This is a genomic window from Xanthomonas sp. NCPPB 1062 (assembly GCF_041481705.2).
GTDB lineage: Bacteria > Pseudomonadota > Gammaproteobacteria > Xanthomonadales > Xanthomonadaceae > Xanthomonas > Xanthomonas euvesicatoria.
Map to the genome: position 1 here is coordinate 4,671,402 of NZ_CM192987.1, position 16,714 is coordinate 4,688,115.

Here is a 16,714-nt window from a genome sequence, read left to right on the forward strand (position 1 = left end):
ACCGCAGGACGCTGCCATCGACCGGAGACGCTGCGCACCGGGTTCTCCTCGCGCCCTTCCCCGTCGCGGCCAACCGCTGCAAAGGCCCACCACACAAGGTTGCGCAACATTTCCTGGTTACTTCTTGCAAACCGCCGTCATCGGCGCATCCTGGGCCAAGCCCGCATCAATCATTTTTTCTATCGCAACCCAGGAAATAGTGATGAATCATCACGATTGGTGCGAATAACGAACCGATTGAACGTAAATTTTTCAAGCTGGTCGCACCAGATGCAAACGGACCCGACCGCTGTCTGAATGCAGGGCCGCGCAGGTGTTGCGCAGTCACGTCAATCGTCCATCGTTCGGTCAGCAGATCCGGGGGGATCCAGCGCTTCCTTCCATCTAGGACATGCCGTGATGACCAATCCCAAACGCCGTTTGCGATTTTGCAGTTTGACGCTCGTTCCTTGCCTGCTCGTCAGTGCCGTGGCTTTCGCGCAGTCTGGCGCCACCACCGCGCAACAGCCGGTATCGTCCCTGGATACCGAGGCATTCGCACGCTCCGGCCAGGTCTGGCGCAGCTTCGGTCAAGACCTTCCCTTCGCCAGCCCCACCAACTGGACCACCGCCGGTGGCGGCTACTTGAACTCGCGTTTCGCACCGGGCGAGTGGAAGATCAATCGCACCACCGCCAAGACGCTCAAGCCGGCGTGGACGCTGACCACCACCGGCGACATCTCGGCCACGCCCAGCGTCGAAGGCGGCACCCTGTATGTGCCCGACTGGGGTGGCACGCTGTATAGCGTGGACACGCAAACCGGCAAGCCGAACTGGCAAGCTAAACTGTCCGATTACACCGGCAACGCCAACTCGGTGACGCGCAATACGCCGGCCATCAGCGCCAAGAGCATCATCGTTGGCGACCAGGTCGCCGGCACCTTGCTGGCGCTAGACAAGAAGACCGGCAAGCTGCTGTGGAAGACCACGGTGGAAGCCAACCCGCAGGCGCGCATCACCTCCTCGCCGGTCATCTACGGCAACCGCATCTACGTCGGCGTCTCCTCCGGCGACTGGGGCAACCTGGCGGCCAACCACACCTTCAGCTTCCGCGGCAGCGTGGTGGCGGTGGATCTGAACACCGGTAAGAAGGTATGGCAGTTTTACAACGTGCCCGAGGGTTACACCGGCGCATCGGTGTGGGGCCAGGTGGCCATCGATCCGATCAACCGTCGCCTGTATTTCGGCACCGGCAACAACTACAACATTCCGCAGGGCGTGGGTAACTGCATTTCAAACGCGCGCTCTTATCGCGGCAGCGAACTCACCGTGCAGGATGAGCTCAACTGCATGGCGCCGGACAACTACGTCGATTCGGTGATTTCATTGAATCTGGATACCGGCAAATTGATCTGGGCCAACCGTGCACAGGGATACGATGCGTGGAACCTGTCCTGCATCGTGGCGCCAACCAACGGTCTGTGCCCCAACACGCAGGCAACCAACCTGACCGGCCCGGATTACGACTTTGGCGGTGCCGGCGTGCAACTGTTTGCCGTGCCGCGCAACGGCAGGTTGCAGCAGTTGGTCGGCGCTGGTCAGAAGAGCGGCATCTACTGGGCCTTCGACGCCAAGACCGGCGCCAAGGTCTGGTCGACCCAGGTCGGCCCCGGCGGCACCACCGGTGGCGTGGAATGGGGTACCGCGTTCGACCCGTACAAGTCGCAGATCTACGTGGCCATCAACAACAACTCCAACGCGACCTATACGTTGGGGCCGGCGAACGTGCAGACCCATAATGGCGGTTCATGGGCCGCGCTGGACGCGGCAACCGGCAAGATCAAATGGCAGGTCAAGGTGCCCGGCATCAACCCGGTGAATCCGACCGTGCCGGCGGGCGGCCAGGGCTCGCTGACGGTGTCGCCGAACCTGCTGTATGCGGGCTCGATGGCCGGCAATATGGTGGCACTGGACGCCGACACCGGCGCCACCGTGTGGAACTACAACGCCAGCGGCTCGGTGATCAGTTCGCCGGCCATCGCAAACGGCGCGCTGTATTGGGGCGCCGGCTACGGCCGCTTCAACTTCGGCACGGCGGCCACCGGCAACCAGCTGACCAAGTTCGTGCCGGACAACGCAGCAGCCAAGTAAGCGGAGTCTGCAGGACGGCAGTGGCGCGTCCTGTCTGCAACACGACACTGCCGCCTTCGGGCGGCAGTGTCTTTCAGTGATTGTTGTTGGGCTGGTATGGCTGCAAGCGCTGCACGGCGTGAGCCGCAATGCGGTGCGGGATCGTCTGCAGCGATGACGCCGCTCCACGCGCCAAACGCAGCGCGGCAAACTAAACGTCGCCAGTGGTTGCCAGGCGGGTACGGACGGCGTGCAGCAACCGCAGCGTCCACAGGCCATGCCGGACGAGCAGAGGCCGCACCCGCCGAGTGGCTGCTGGTGGCTGCGCACACGCGGTGGTGGCTGCTCCAAGCTCCCAGCTACAACCGCGTGACCTGGCATAGGCGAATCTGCCCTGCTTCCAGGCCGTGCGCCTCGGCCGCACGGCGGCGCAGCGCGCGCACCAGTGCGGCTGCGTCCAGTTCGCCATCGGCCGGCACGTCCACGCTATGCGCCAGTTGCCCCCATAGCACCGGCCGACCATCGCAGTAGCCCTCGTAATCGGCGAAGTAATGCAGCTGGCGCCGCTCAGGTCCCGACGTGGACATCGCCTTGAATCTCCGTGCAGCCCAGATGTTCCAGCGCGATCTCCAGCCCCAACAGATAGCTCTGCGCGCAGTAGCCACGCACCGTGGCGATGCACTGCCCCAAACCGTGCGGCAGGCAGCGTTCCGGACGGTCCACGCTGTCGTCGTGCGTTTCGACATAGGGGTAAGGCAATTGGCTCAACACGCGATGCAACCGCGTACTGTCCACGCAGCTGCCCGGATCGATCAGCGCAATCTCCATCCGCGCCTGGCCGGCCACACGCAGCGCATCCAGCAGTTCCTGTTCCGAGCCACAGGCACGCAAGGCCACCGTCTTGCCCGCGTCCCCGGCACACGCCACCAATTGGCGAATGACGGCGCGCGGCAACGGCTGCGGCCCACGCACCTGCGGCATGGCCGCCTCCGGCCCACGCATGATCATGATCGACATGGCGACCTCCTCAGGCAGCAACGCGCAGTGGCGCGTGTATCGGCGGCAGACACCGCGCGGCAATGCCGAGCGACATCGCATATGCACGCGGCGCATCGTGCGGCGTGATCACCACTGCCAATGGCGCATGCTGCGCATGCAGCCACGGCTCCAGTTCCTGATCGGCATCGGTATGCAGCTCGATATACGGCGTAGGCAACGCGTCCACGGCAGCACGCAAGGCTCGCGCACAACTGCGCTCGGACAAGGGCAGATCGCCCGAATCCAGCAACACCAGCTCCACCTCGGCATCGCCACCGGCCGCATGCAGCTCGGCAATCAAGCGATCCACATCGGCACACGCCAACGTGCGCAACGCACGCCCGGCACACGCAGGCAACTGCATCGTCACCGACGGTGCCGGATCGGCCTGAGGACCGCGCAAAATCAGGATACACATCGTGTTCGGCTCAACGCACCACAGTGCGGGAGTGCCAAGGTAGGCCCGGCGGGCATAAAGGAGCTATTCGCGCGCCGGGGCGCGAGCATAAAGAGTGCGTAACGGCGTGTTTTCCATCAGTAGACACAGTCCAACGCGCCATCGATGCCGATGCGCAGCGCAGGTAAAGCAGATGCAACCGATGTAATCCTCTACCCATGCAACGAGCGCTGCACGCGAACGGCGGCAGACATCATCGGTCGCCAGCAGTTTCTGCCGGCTCACCGTCGCCTACTTCTCCCGCCGCCAGTTCACCGACCCCTTGGTCTCGATGGTGCTGGATTCGGCTTCGATATCGAAGCCGCGGCTGAGCAGGTACTTGAGCGTCAGTACCGAGCCGCCGCCGACCATCGACACGCCGTAGCCGACGTAGAGTTTGGGCGAGAGATATTTGCCGAAACCCACCACCGAGCCCAGCGTGCTGGATTGACTGACGCCGGCTTCGTCCAGGCCGAGCTTGGCGCCGATCTGCGAGGCGATCAGGCTGCTGCCGGCCGATAGCGCGGCCGAGGCGGCGCTGACCTGCTGAGTTTCGTCGCTGCTGGCAGTGGACAGCCCGCGGCCGAGGACCAGGTACGAAAGCGCCTCCGATTGCGACATCGCCGGCTCGGACCACACATCGGCACGCGGCGATTCGGCGCGGCCGCTGACGTCGATGCCGGCGGTGACATCGCCGATCTTGCGTTCGGCGCGCAGGCTCACGCGCGGGTCGGAAACGATGTTGTTGTTCCAGGTCAGCTGGCCACGGGTGATGGTGAGATCCTGGCCATAGGCCTTGTAGCGCCCACGCACATCCAGCCCGCCATTGGCGGTCATTTCGCGGCCAGGGCGCGCGCGGATCTGCATCTGCCCGCTCAGTCCACCCTTGAGGCCGAAGCCGCTCATGTTGACCTTGTCGCCGAGCACGATGGCCAGGTCCATGTCCAATGGCGATGCGGGCGTTTGTTCCGGGTCCACCGGGTCCAGCACCACCACGTCTTCGGACACCGAGGTGCCACGGTCCAGGCGTTCCAGGTCGATGTCCGCTTCGGGCACGGTGACCTTGCCGCGCAACTGCATGGTGTTGTCGGTAATGCCGAACTGCATGTCCGGGTTGGCGATGATGCGCAACTCGCTGGTGTTGTAGGCCAGCACGTTGTCGCCGCGGATATTGAGCAGCAACGGGGTGCTGGTTCCGAACCACGACAACCCACCATCGACGGTGAGCGTGCCGGGGCCGGACTTGGCCGAGGCGGTGATCTTGGCCGAGCCGTCCGGCAGCGCATCGAAGCGGCCCTTGCCCTCGCTCAGCGTCAAACCCATCGACGGGTATTCGGCAGTGAAATCGCTCAAGGTGGCATCGCCGCCGAGCAGCGGTTTGTCGCGGGTGCCGCGCAGGCTCACGTGGCCCTCGACCAGCCCCTTCGGCCGCACCACGTCGGCAATCACCAGCTCCAGCCAGTACAGCCGCGACATGTTCAGATACAGCTCGCCGTTGAGCGGCGCGTACGCATCCCAGCCGGTATTGAACTTGGCATCGACAAAGCCGGCGCCCTGGAAACCGATACCGAGCTTGCCCTGGATCTGTTGCTGGGTGAAATCGGCCTGCACGCTGAATTGGTCGTAGCGCAGCAACTCGCCGCGATTGGGATTGCCGGCCACTGCCGCGTAGCGGGTTTCGCCCAAGCGAATGCCGCCTTCGGGCGAGGCGATGCGCAGGCTGCCTTCCCAGGCGTTGCCGCGCGGCTTGAAGCTGCCGTCCAGCGACAGTTCGCCGCGCAGATAGATCTGCCGACCTTCCTGCTTGGGCAGCCACGGCTGCACCAGCGACAGCGGCAATGCGTCGCCGTGCACCACCATGCCCTCGCGCGGCCAGTTGGCGCTGGCGCACAGCGCGCCGCCGGTGGCCGTGCCCAGGCAGGTGTCGGACAAGGTAAACGCGGCGCCATCGGTGCTGAACTGCGCCGGTTTGCGCAGCGCCCAGGCGTCGCCCTTGGCCGGTGCGATGCGCAGCGTGGCGACCTGCCCCTGCCAGCGCTCGCCGTTGCGCCGCACATCGCCCTGCAGGGCGACGCTGGCCATGCTGTTGGCGATGTCCGCATCCAGTCGCAAGGCCTCCACCGCGCCGCGCGCCTGCACGCGCACGCTATCCAGCACCACACCGGCTTCGATGGCGGTGCCTTGCAAGGCCAGTTGCCCATCGCTGCCACGCCACGGCAGCCGGCCACGCAGGCTGATGCTCTGCGCGCTATAGGTGTCCCAACGCAGGCCGTTGCCGGCAATGTCGGCGGTGATGTCGGGTGCGTCGCGCTTGCCGCTGACCTGCAGTTGCCCGCGCACGATGCCGGTGGCGCCAGGCAGCACGTCGTCCAGCTGCAACGGCTGCAGCTGCGCGGCGATATCGAGCTGGTCGCCCACCTTGCCCTTGGCGTTGATGCGGCTATTGCCCAGCGCCAGTTGCAATTCGCCTTCGCCCTGTTCGCCGCGCAACGCGAACTTGCCGTTGCCCGACAGCGCGCGTTGACGCAGCTGCCCGGTCAGGCTGGGTATCTCTGCAGTAGCCTCGAACCCCGGCGAGACACCGCCGGCAGGTGCCGGCAATTGGCGACCCTTGGACGCGATCTTGCCGGACAGGTTGCCGTTCCAACCCGGCGCGAAATAGCCCGGGTCGAACTTGGCCAGTTGCGCGCTGACATCCCATTGCAGCTCCGGCGCCCAGGCCACTTCACCGGTGAGATCCAGCGCGCCGCCCGGCGTTTTTGCCTGCACCTGCTTGAGCTGTGCACGTTGGTCATTGCCGCGGCTGTCGAAGACCAGCTCGGCCTGCTGACCATCGCGCTCCAGGGAGGCGCGGCCGATCGCGGCCCAGGCCTTCAAGGTGCCGGCCACGCCCAGGCGTGCGTCTTGCAACTCCACCGGCACCAGCGGCGCGTCCGGCGTGGCCGGATCCGCGGCCGGGGTGAAGCGCAGGCCGTTGGCGTTGACCGCAAACCGGAAACTCGGATTCTGGGTGTCGCGGAAATCGGCGGTGCCACGCAGTTGCGTGCGGCCTTCGAAGGTGTCGATCACCAACGGTTCGACAGTGAGGACCTGCTCGGCCAGGCGGACATGCGAGGGTTGCAGCGTGGCGCTCAGCTCTCCTTGCTTGAGGCTGCCGTGCAGATCGGCGTTGCCGCCCTTGCCGGACGCCTGCAGGTTCAGCGCGATCGGCGTGGCCGGCGGGTTGGCTTGCCCCTCCGCGGCCGGAATCAACAGCGAGGTATCCAGCGCCTGGGTCACGGCCTTGAATGCCCAGGTCGGGTCATCGCGGCCGGTGAACACCAGGCTGGCCTGCAGCGGCGCCGGCGCCCGGCCGGCAATGGCCACTTCCATCTTGTCCAGATCCCCGCGTGCCACCAGCCCCAGGCTGGCCGGGGTGCGCCCGCGTGCGGCCGGCAGCACGGCAGTGGCAGTCAGATCGGCACGGTAGTCGTCGTTGGGCAGGTAATCGCCGTGCAGGTGGAAGTCGCCCATGTCGGTGTCGATCACCAGATCGCGCGTGCGCAGCTCGCCGGTGGCGACCTCGAGCCCGCCCTGCACCTTGTGCAGCACGATCATCGGCTGCTGCAGCTGGGTGATGCGCAGGTTCTGCACATCGATCCTGTCGGCCTGGATCGCCAGCGGTACGTTGATCTGCGGCAGCGATTCGGGCCAGCTGGGCAGGGTGAACGGTTCCTCGCTCTTGCCCAGGTTCAACGTGGCATTGCTGACCTGCACCGCGTCCAGCTGCAGCTTGCGCCCCAGCAGCGGGCGCAGGTCCGGTTCCAGATACACGCGTTCTGCAGTGAAGTGGATGTCCTGATAATGGAAATCCACATCGCGCAAGGTCAGCGGGCCGGCCACCGGGCCTTCGACCTTGCCGTAGGTAAACGTGGCGCCCACCGGCAGGCGCGCCACGACCTGCGCCAGCAACACGTCGCGCCCGGCCACGGTCTGCAGCAGCCAATAGACCGCGATCAAGGCCAGCAACACCAGCCCGAGCACGGTCAGGCCCGAGCCCACCCAGAACCGGCGCCGGCGATAGAAGCGCGGACGCGGTGCCGGCGGCGTAGGGGAAGGTGCGCTCACAGGTTGGCCCCGATATCGATGTAGAGCTGAAACTGCGAGTCGGGATCGTTCAAGCCATGTGCGATATCCACCCGCACCGGGCCCACCGGCGAGCGCCAGCGCAGGCCGAAGCCGACGCCGGTATGCCAGTCGGGCCGGTCATCGAAGGCGCTGCCGCCATCGACGAACACTGCCCCGCCCCAGGGGCCGCCCTTGAGGTAATGCTCGTACTCGGCACTGGCGGTGACCACGTTCTTGGCACCCAGCGCGAATTCGTCGGGCTTGGGCGTACGCGGGCCGACTTCGCGAAACGCATAACCGCGGATGCTGTTCGCGCCACCGGCGAAAAAGCGCAGGCTCGGTGGCATCGCCACCAGGTCGCTGGTCCAGGTGGTGCCACCTTCGCCGCGCAGGATCAACCGGCTGTTGTCGCCGGCGCCCAGAAACCAGCGCAGCTGGCCATACAGCTGGCCGAAGTTGGTATCGGAGCCGGCACCTTCGGCGCCGCCGCGGATGAACATCTGCGCCGACACGCCGCTGCGCGGAAACAGCCGGTCGTCGACATTGACGTAGTTGGCCTGCAACTGCGGATAGATCAGGGTGGAGGTCTCGTACACTGCGCCTTCGAAATCGTCGCCGCTGCTGAAACGCCACCGCTCGCGCAAGGCGTTGATCGAGGCGATCGCGCTCCAACGCTCGTTGATCTGGCCGCTGCGGCTGCCGGTGAGTTTGACGTTGCGCAGGTCGATGTAATCGGTCTGCTCGTCGTACAGCCGCGCCGAGGCGGTGTACCAGCCATCCAGCCAACGGAACGCCGGCACGCGATAACTTGTCGTCAGGCTCTTGCGGTTCTGCGCGTAATCCAGCTGCGTGTCCATCTTGTGGCCGCGCGAGTTCACGTAACGCCGCTCCACGCCACCGCGCACACCGGCACCGCTTTCGCTGCCGTAGCTCAAGCCGGCGGTGTAGACCGTGCGCTTGGCGCGGGTAAGTTTGACGTCCACCGGCACGCGGCCCTGGTCGTCGGCTTCTTCGGGCTTGGGCTGGATATCGATGGTGCTGAAGTAATCCAGCTTGGTCAGCGACTCGCGTAGCCGATCCAGCTTGCCTTCGTGGTAGTAGCTGCCCTCCTCCCAGTACACCAGCGGGTCGAACAGGCCGTCGCGGAAGTAGTCGTAGTCGAAGCGCACCTTGCCCATGTCGTAGCGGCGGCCGCTGTCCCAGTTCAGATCGATGTCGGCCGCATGCTCGGCACGCGTGATCGCAACGCGGCGCTGGGTGAAGTCGGCATCGAAGTAGCCACGCTCGGCCAGGCGCCGGGTGATGCGCACCTTGCTGGCTTCGTATTGCGGATGGCTGAAGACCTGGCCCTCGCGCGGCTCGAACTGCTTGAGGTCCTGGCCCAGGTAGCGGTCCTGCTCGGCCCAGCCGGTGATCGAGATATGCGAGGTACGCACCCGCACCGGCTCGCCACGGTCCACCGTGATCACCACGGTCACCCTGTCGCCGGCGCGCGGTGCGGCCAGCGTAATGGTCGGCGAGTAATAGCCAAACGGCTCCAGCGCCTCACGCGTCTGCCGCTCGGCCTGTGCCAACAGATATTCCAGACGCGATTCGCCCTGCTCCTTGCCCACGGCCTCATACAGAGACAGGGAGACCTGGATGTTCTCGATCATCTCGGCGTCGTCGCCGCCGTCCAACCCCTTGATTTCGATCTTGTCGATGGTTGCCCGAGCAACCGCTTGCAGCGGAACGAACAGGGTGCACAGCAAGGAAAGAGCAAACGCGACTTTAAGCATCGTCAAAGGATACCCAGCCTCGGCGTGAAGGGACAAAAAATCTAGGCAAGCGCGACTATACGGGGGCCGAGTGAAGTGGTTACAGTCGGCGTGTTGTTAACGTTTCGTTGGCATCGATTGCGAGCGGCCCCCCAATTGCTGCTCGCCCGTTTACACCTTGAGAGAGAGGTCCGTTTCATGAAGCGTCGTTTGCTGGTTACCGCCGTATGCACCGCCCTGACGATGCCATCGCTTGCGATGGCACAGGAGCAAGGTGACGTGACCCAGTTGGACAAGGTCACCGTGACAGGTTCGTTGATCCCCCGCTCCCAGATCGAAACCGCGACCCCGGTGTTTTCGATCACTGCCCAGGACATCCAGCGCCGCGGCTTCAAGGACGTCTACGACGTGCTGCGCTCGCAGCCGATGGCCACTGGCTCCGTGCAGGACGGTCAGTTCAGCGGCGGCTTTACTCCGGGCGCCAAGTCGTTGAGCCTGCTCGGACTGGACCCGGGCTTCACCCTGGTGCTCATCGATGGCCGGCCCATGGCCGACTACCCGCTGCTCTATAACGGCCAAAGCAACTTCGTCGATCTGGCCAGCGTGCCGGTCGGCATGGTCGAGCGTATCGACGTTGCGCCCGGCAACCAGTCCTCGATCTACGGTTCCAGCGCCATCGCCGGGGTGGTCAACATCATCCTGAAAAAGCGCATGGACGGCGTGCAGATGAACTACCGCATGGGCACCTACGATGGTGGCGGCGGCAACAACCAGCGCTTTCAGCTCACCGGCGGCAACGAGATCGGCGGCGCCAATATCGTGTGGGGGCTGCAGCTCAATAATCAGGACCCGATCTACGGTTTTCAGCGGCGCGATTTCGATTCCACCAACGACAACCCGGACCCGACCCTGCGCTACGGCTCGCGCATCGCGCTGCACAACACACCGCGCACCTACATCGACCCCGGTGCCGACAACTGCGCCGCGCTGGGCGCGCTGTTCAACGGTTCGGTGCAATACGACAATCGTGCCAACCGTGGCAATTTCTGCAGCAGCCGCGCCGAGCCTGGCTATGCCAGCATCCTCAACAAGGAGCGCAGCGCCAGCGGCTATGCCAACCTGAGCTATGCATTCAACGACAACGCCGAGCTGTATTCGACCCTGCTGCTCAACCGCACCAAGGTCGAAGTCAACAGTGGTTCGCAGTTCTGGCAGGCCTCTTCTGACACCGGCGGTCTGTTCTACAACCAGGACAGCCAGCAGCTGGAAAGCTATCAGCGCATCTTTGCGCCGGAAGAAACCGGCAATCTGAATTTCAACAATCAGCGCCAGACCGCCGATTCCTACAACATCGCAATTGGCCTGAAGGGCGGCCTGGGCGCCAGCAACTGGACCTACGATGCCTATTACGCCCGTTCGGAATACCGCATCGACAGCCGCCAGCAATGGCCGCTGGCCGATCGCATCGAAGACTTCTTCCGCGAACAATTCCTCGGTGCACCGCAAGGCGAGTACTACGGCTACCCGATCTACTCGCCCAACGATGCCAACTTCTATCGCGCGTTGACGCCGGCGCAGTACCGCAGCTTCAACGACGAAATCCGTACCAAGTCCAGAACCTGGACCCAGAACGTCAACCTGCAGCTGACCAACACCGAGCTGTTCAACCTGCCGGCCGGCGCTGTTGGCATCGCCGGCGTGTTGCAGGCAGGCAATCAGTACTGGACCAACCCGACCGACCCGCGTGTCATCGCCGGCGACTTCTATCAGCTGACCGGCACCCAAGGCAGCGGCAAGCGCGACAACTGGGCGGCCGCCTTCGAAACGCGGATCCCGATCCTGAGCACGTTGACCGCCAACCTGTCTGGTCGCTACGACGACTACAAGAACCAGGGGGGCGGTGGGGATTCCAAATTCACCTACAAGGCGGCACTGGAATTCCGCCCGATCGACTCGCTGTTGTTCCGCGGCAACTACGCCACCGCCTTCAAGGCGCCGGACATGGCCTTCAGCTTTGCCGGCGACAGCGGCTTCTTCCAGGGCGTCAACGATTACTACCGTTGCGCGGTGGAAGAACCGGGCGTGCCGATCGCCGATTGCACCTACGCTGGCACCACGATTTCAGGACGCCGGGCCGGCAATCGCGACCTGAAGTCGATCACGGCCAAGTCCTGGGGCGCCGGCGTGGTGTGGTCGCCAAGCGCACGCTTCAGCGTCAATGCCGACTACTACAACATCAAGATCGACCAGAAGGTCAGCGATCTAAGCACCGACAATCTGCTGCAGACCGAATCGGCGTGCCGCCTGGGCAGCCTGGACATCAATTCGCCTACCTGCGTGGATGCGCTTTCGCGGATCGATCGCACCGGGCCCGATGCACCGGTGCCCAATCGCCTGAGCAGCATCCGCATCAATCCGGTGAATATTTCCAACGAGGAAATCTCCGGTGTGCTCAGCAAGGCGACGTACAACCTGGCGACCGAATCCTGGGGCCTGTTCGTGTTCGACGCGCAGTACAACCTGACCCTCAAACACGAAAGCCAGCAGTTCCCGCAGGACCCGGTACGCGACCTGCTCAATGAGCCCTTCTTCTCAACCGAGTTCCACAGCATCACCAATGCCTCGGTCACCTGGCAGAAGGATGCGTGGACGACCACCTTGTTCGGCCAGCGTTACGGCCGCACCCCGAACCTTCTGTCGCAGCAGAGTACCGACGGCTACGCAGTGGAAGGAGCACGCAAGGTCGGCGCGTGGACCACGTTCAATGCAACGCTGGACTACGCGATCAGCGACGATATCTCGCTGACGGCAACGGTCAACAATCTCGCCAATACCCGCCCGCCGCGTGACCGCACCTATACCAGCTACCCGTACTACAACATCTTCAACTACACCGGCTACGGCCGTTCCTACATGCTGGAATTGAACTGGCGCTTCGGCGCGCACTGATTCACTGCACTGTGCATGCGCACCGCCGGCGGCAGCCAATACGGCTGCCGCCGGCGTTTTTGGGCTTGTGACGCAGCTGCGGCACTGTTGCTCGCCTGCATGCCAGCGCATGCGGTGATGACGTTGCGCAAGCAGACCCGGCTGGCGCAACCGCTGTCCATCGGGGCGACTGCTTCGGCGCGCATCGAACTGGAGGCCGATGAAACGTGCTCGCAGCGCGTCTGGTGCGCCGCCCAAGACCTAATGGCTGCTGTCAATGCACGCCAGCATCGATCAGACCCGCCTGCGACAACGCCTGCCGCAAAGGCTCCAGCTGGACTGCATAGCGGCGCCATTCCTCCACGTTGCGGCTGTGCACGCCCTCGCGCACCTGCACGCTGCTCAGCGTGGCCGACGCTGCGGCATTGCGCGTGATGTCGATCTGCCCCGGCTCGATGTCCAGCCCGCAATATGCCATCAACTGCTGCAGCACCGTGGATGGATCGCGCACCATCTGCGCGTAGTCCACATCGATCACCCGACCCGGCAAGGCAGCGCGCCATTGCGCCATCAAGCCGTGATGCGCCCGATAGTGACGCGCCAGTGTGTGCAGGTCGTAACTGTAGGCATACGAATCGCCGAACAGCGCGCGGTAATTGGAAAAACATACCGCCATCGGCTCGCGCACCAGGTGCACGATCAGTGCACCCGGCAGTGCGCGCGCAATCGCGCCGATCGCCACCGCATTGGCCGGCAATTTATCGATATACCAGCGCGCCGATCCGGCACGCCACTGCGTTTGTTGCAGATACCGCGCGCCAATCTGCGCATAATCCAGCGTGGGCAGCGCCTGCAACAGCGGCGCGTCCAGCAGACTGCGCCCGGCCTGATCGGCGCCCCAACGCAACTGATGACCGAAGTCGTTCAATTCGCCGGCCGAAACGACCTGCGAATGATTGCCCAGCATGCGCTCCAGCACCGTGGTGCCCGAGCGCGGCAGGCCGAGCACGAAGATCGGCTGCGGACCTTGTAAGGCACCGGTGCCTTGCGCTGCGAACACGCCCCGCGCAGCCAGGTCACCCAGTTGCGCGTACAGCGCTGCCTCGGCATCGGCATCGTGGCGCAGACGTGCATGCATCACTGCATTGCCGTGCTGCAGCGCGTCCCAGGCGGCAGCGGTGTCGCCCAGGTCCTCCAGCTCCTTGTACAACGCGAAGGCCAGCCCGGCACGATCTTCACTGTCGGGTTTGGCGAGCTGCAATTGCTGACGTAATTGCGCGACATGGTTGCTGCCGGTGGTCTGACGGCGCAGCCGCGCACGCGCGAGCGCTGCACGGCCGTAGCCGGGCGACAGCGCCAGGGTCTGCTCCAAGGCCTGCGCCGCCTCATCCAGGCGCCCATTGAACTGCAGTTGCACCGCAAGAAAAAAACGGAAGTCCGGACCATCGAATCCGCACGCCTGTGCGCGCTGCATCATCGCCAGTGCCTCGACGTGTTCGCCCAAGGACTGGTGCACGTGTGCAAGCAAAGCCAAGGTCGCGCCGTCGCGGCACTGCATCACCGAGGGATGCCGCAGCAGCGCATGCAGCGTGTGATGCTCGCCCACGCGCAACAGGGCCTGCGCCACACGGCAACGCATCGCCACATCGTCGCCCACATCGCGAGCGGCCAGCTGGAGTTGCGTCACGGCCTCGCGCATGCGGCCGTTGGCCAACACGGTGCCGGCCAGCAGCACGCGTGCAGCCACATGCGTCGGTTCCACCCCCAGCAGCGCCTGCAATGCAGACGCTGCCACGCCCAGGTCGCGCCGCGCCAACGCGGCCTGGGCGGCCTGCCAGTGCAGCGCGCCCGCCGACCTGGACATCAGCTGGACAGATGCTCGATGGCGGCGACGCTGCCGAGGCGGTCGCCGAGCTTCTTCAGCAGTGCGAGCCGGTTGGCGCGCAGCTGCGGGTCGTCGGCATTGACCATCACGCCGTCGAAGAACGCATCCACCTGCGGGCGCAGGCGCGCCAGGCGTGCGAGCACGGCGACATAGTCGTGACGATGCAAGGCATCGCCGGTGTCGCCGATGGCCGCTTCCACCGCTTCGGCGAGCGCTTGTTCGGCCGGTTCGCGCAGCAGGCTGGTGTCGATGTCGCCGGGGATCTCGCCCTCGACCTTGCGCAGGATATTGCGGATGCGCTTGTTCGCCGCGGCCAACGCGTCGGCTTCGGGCAACGTGGCGAAGATGCCGATGGCATCGATGCGGCGGTCGAAGTCGTAGAGCGATCCGTGGGTCGCGCCCGGGTGCGCTCCTACGCTGGTCGGTGTCGGCACGGCTTCGGACGTGACGGAGAACAATGCGGCGACCGCGTTGAAATGCGTTGCAGGTACGCCCTTGTCGGCGTAATAGCCGCGTAGGCGGTCGAGGATGAAGTCGAAGATTTCGGCATCTTGGCCAGACTGTGCCAGCGCCGTGTGTGCTTCCTTCTCGACAGATTTCGGCAAAGCAGCTCCTGCGTCCTTGGCTTTACTTAGCGCAGCTTCTGTCTTGAGTGTTTGCCTGGCACTGGCCTGAACATTGATCTGATTTCTTGCCTCAACAAGCAGCTTCTTCAAATCCAGATCAAACCCACTCTCAATCACCGTCCGCGCCAACCCCAACGCATTGCGCCGCAGCGCGAACGGGTCCTTGTTGCCGGTCGGCTTCAACCCGGCCGCAAAGCCACCGGCCAAGGTATCCAGCCGTTCTGCAATCGCCAGCACCTTGCCCAGCGGCGACAGCGCGATGTCGTCGCCGGCAAAACGCGGTTGGTAGGCCTCGTCGATGGCCAGCGAAATCTCGCTCGGCTCGCCGGCGGCCTTGGCGTAATGGCGGCCGGCAATGCCCTGCAATTCCGGGAATTCGTTGACCATGCGCGATTGCAGATCGTTCTTGGCCAATTCCGCAGCACGCCGTGCCTGCACCGGGTCGGCACCGACCTGCGGTGCAATCGCCTCGGCCAGCGCCGCCACGCGCGCGACCTTGTCGGCCACGCTGCCCAGCTTGGCCTGATACGTGACGCTGGACAGGCCTTCGCCCATCGCCTGCAGGCCCTGCTTGAGATCTTCGTCGAAGAAGAACTTGGCGTCGGCAAAGCGCGGACGGATCACGCGTTCGTAGCCCTTGGCCACTTCGGCCACGTCCTTGGAGTGGATGTTGGCGATGCCGATGAACTGCTCGGTCAAGGTGCCGCCGTCGTCCAGCACCGGGAAGAATTTCTGGTTGATCTCCATGGTTTCGATCAGCGCTTCCTGCGGCACCGCCAGGAAATCGCGTTCGAAACTGCACAGCACCGCCGCCGGCCATTCGACCAGGTTGACCACCTGCTCCAGGTTGTCGTCGCTGATGCGTGCGCTGCCGCCGGCCTGCCTGGCGGCCGCCTGCACTTCGTCGACGATGCGGGCACGGCGCGCGTCCGGATCCACCAGCACGTGCGCCGCACGCAGCGCATCGACGTAGTCGCCGGGTGCCGCCAGCGACACTGCGCCCCCATGCATGAAGCGGTGCCCGCGCGTGATGCGGTCGCCGCGTACGCCCAGCAACTCGGCCGGAATCACCTCGCTGCCGAACAACAGCACCAACCATTGCACCGGCCGTGCGAAGGCGTATTCGTGCGCGCCCCAGCGCATCGGCTTGGGGATGGGCATCGCGGCGATGGCCTCGCGCAGGATCTCCGGCAACAAGTCGGCCGTGCGCGCGCCCGGCGTCACTGCGCGATGCACGAAACGCTCGCCCTTGGCGTCGCTGGTGCGTTCCAGCGCGGTCCAGTCGATACCGGCCTTGGCGGCGAAACCGGCCAATGCCTTGGTCGGTTGGCCTTCGGCGTCGAGGGCGATGTTGAGATACGGCCCCAGCACTTCCGAGCGCTGCTCCGGCTGCTCGGTGGCCACGCCCGGCAGCAGCACCGCCAGACGGCGCGGGGTGGACAGCGGCTTGGCATCGCCGCGGGTGACGGCAACGCCGCGCTTTTCCAGGCCGCTCAGCACGCCATCGAAAAAGGCCTGCGCCAGACCCGGCAGCGCCTTGACCGGCAGCTCTTCGGTGCCCAGTTCGATCAGCAGGGGAAGTTGTTCGCTCATATGACATGGACCTTTGCGTAGTCCCTTCTCCCTGCGGGAGAAGGTGCCCCGAAGGGGCGGATGAGGGGACGGGCGAAGCTCTGTGGAAGGTTGGGTGCATGAGGGCTGCGCCTCGTCCCCTCACCCCAACCCCTCTCCCGAGGGGAGAGGGGCTCGCTAGTCCCTTCTCCCTGCGGGACATTGTCCCCCTTCATGGGGGAGAAGGTGCCCCGCAGAGGCGGATGAGGGGACGGGC

The 16,714-nt window shown here is 64.9% G+C and carries 9 protein-coding genes; 2 read left to right on the forward strand and 7 right to left on the reverse strand.

What is annotated here, in order from left to right:
- Positions 1 to 399 precede the first annotated feature (399 nt).
- Positions 400 to 2,130 carry an outer membrane protein assembly factor BamB family protein gene (locus ACCQ16_RS20025; protein ID WP_057680798.1) on the forward strand — a complete coding sequence of 577 codons (1,731 nt, stop codon included), beginning with the start codon at positions 400 to 402 and terminating at the stop codon, positions 2,128 to 2,130.
- Between the two features lie 338 nt (positions 2,131 to 2,468).
- Here the strand turns inward: ACCQ16_RS20025 and ACCQ16_RS20030 are convergent, their stop codons facing one another.
- The 5 genes from ACCQ16_RS20030 to ACCQ16_RS20050 form a co-directional block, all read right to left on the reverse strand.
- A complete protein-coding gene (locus tag ACCQ16_RS20030) occupies positions 2,469 to 2,696 on the reverse strand; it encodes a hypothetical protein (RefSeq protein ID WP_005914565.1) in 228 nt (75 codons plus the stop codon).
- Positions 2,677 to 3,126: a type II 3-dehydroquinate dehydratase gene (locus tag ACCQ16_RS20035; protein WP_031424894.1), complete on the reverse strand. Its 450-nt coding sequence runs from the start codon at positions 3,124 to 3,126 to the stop codon at positions 2,677 to 2,679. The genes ACCQ16_RS20030 and ACCQ16_RS20035 overlap by 20 nt, the downstream gene beginning before the upstream one ends.
- Before the next feature lie 10 nt (positions 3,127 to 3,136).
- On the reverse strand, positions 3,137 to 3,565 hold the full coding sequence (locus ACCQ16_RS20040) for a hypothetical protein (protein WP_277573368.1): 429 nt from the start codon (positions 3,563 to 3,565) through the stop codon (positions 3,137 to 3,139).
- Between the two features lie 270 nt (positions 3,566 to 3,835).
- A complete protein-coding gene (locus ACCQ16_RS20045; RefSeq protein ID WP_277573367.1) occupies positions 3,836 to 7,690 on the reverse strand; it encodes a translocation/assembly module TamB domain-containing protein in 3,855 nt (1,284 codons plus the stop codon).
- Entirely contained in the window at positions 7,687 to 9,468 is a 1,782-nt protein-coding gene (locus ACCQ16_RS20050) for an autotransporter assembly complex protein TamA (protein WP_008571752.1), read from the reverse strand. Before ACCQ16_RS20050 ends, ACCQ16_RS20045 begins: the two co-directional genes overlap by 4 nt.
- 237 nt (positions 9,469 to 9,705) lie before the next feature.
- Between ACCQ16_RS20050 and ACCQ16_RS20055 the strand changes: the two genes are divergently transcribed.
- Complete coding sequence (locus ACCQ16_RS20055; RefSeq protein ID WP_173363345.1) at positions 9,706 to 12,396, forward strand: TonB-dependent receptor plug domain-containing protein; 2,691 nt, start codon at positions 9,706 to 9,708, stop codon at positions 12,394 to 12,396.
- Positions 12,397 to 12,649: 253 nt separating this feature from the next.
- Here the strand turns inward: ACCQ16_RS20055 and ACCQ16_RS20060 are convergent, their stop codons facing one another.
- Together ACCQ16_RS20060 and glyS are read right to left on the reverse strand one after the other, a co-directional pair.
- Positions 12,650 to 14,239 (reverse strand): tetratricopeptide repeat-containing sulfotransferase family protein, encoded by a 1,590-nt coding sequence (locus ACCQ16_RS20060; protein ID WP_277573366.1) that lies wholly within the window; start codon positions 14,237 to 14,239, stop codon positions 12,650 to 12,652.
- Positions 14,239 to 16,479: a glycine--tRNA ligase subunit beta gene (gene glyS, locus ACCQ16_RS20065; RefSeq protein WP_277573365.1), complete on the reverse strand. Its 2,241-nt coding sequence runs from the start codon at positions 16,477 to 16,479 to the stop codon at positions 14,239 to 14,241. Before glyS ends, ACCQ16_RS20060 begins: the two co-directional genes overlap by 1 nt.
- Positions 16,480 to 16,714 lie beyond the last annotated feature (235 nt).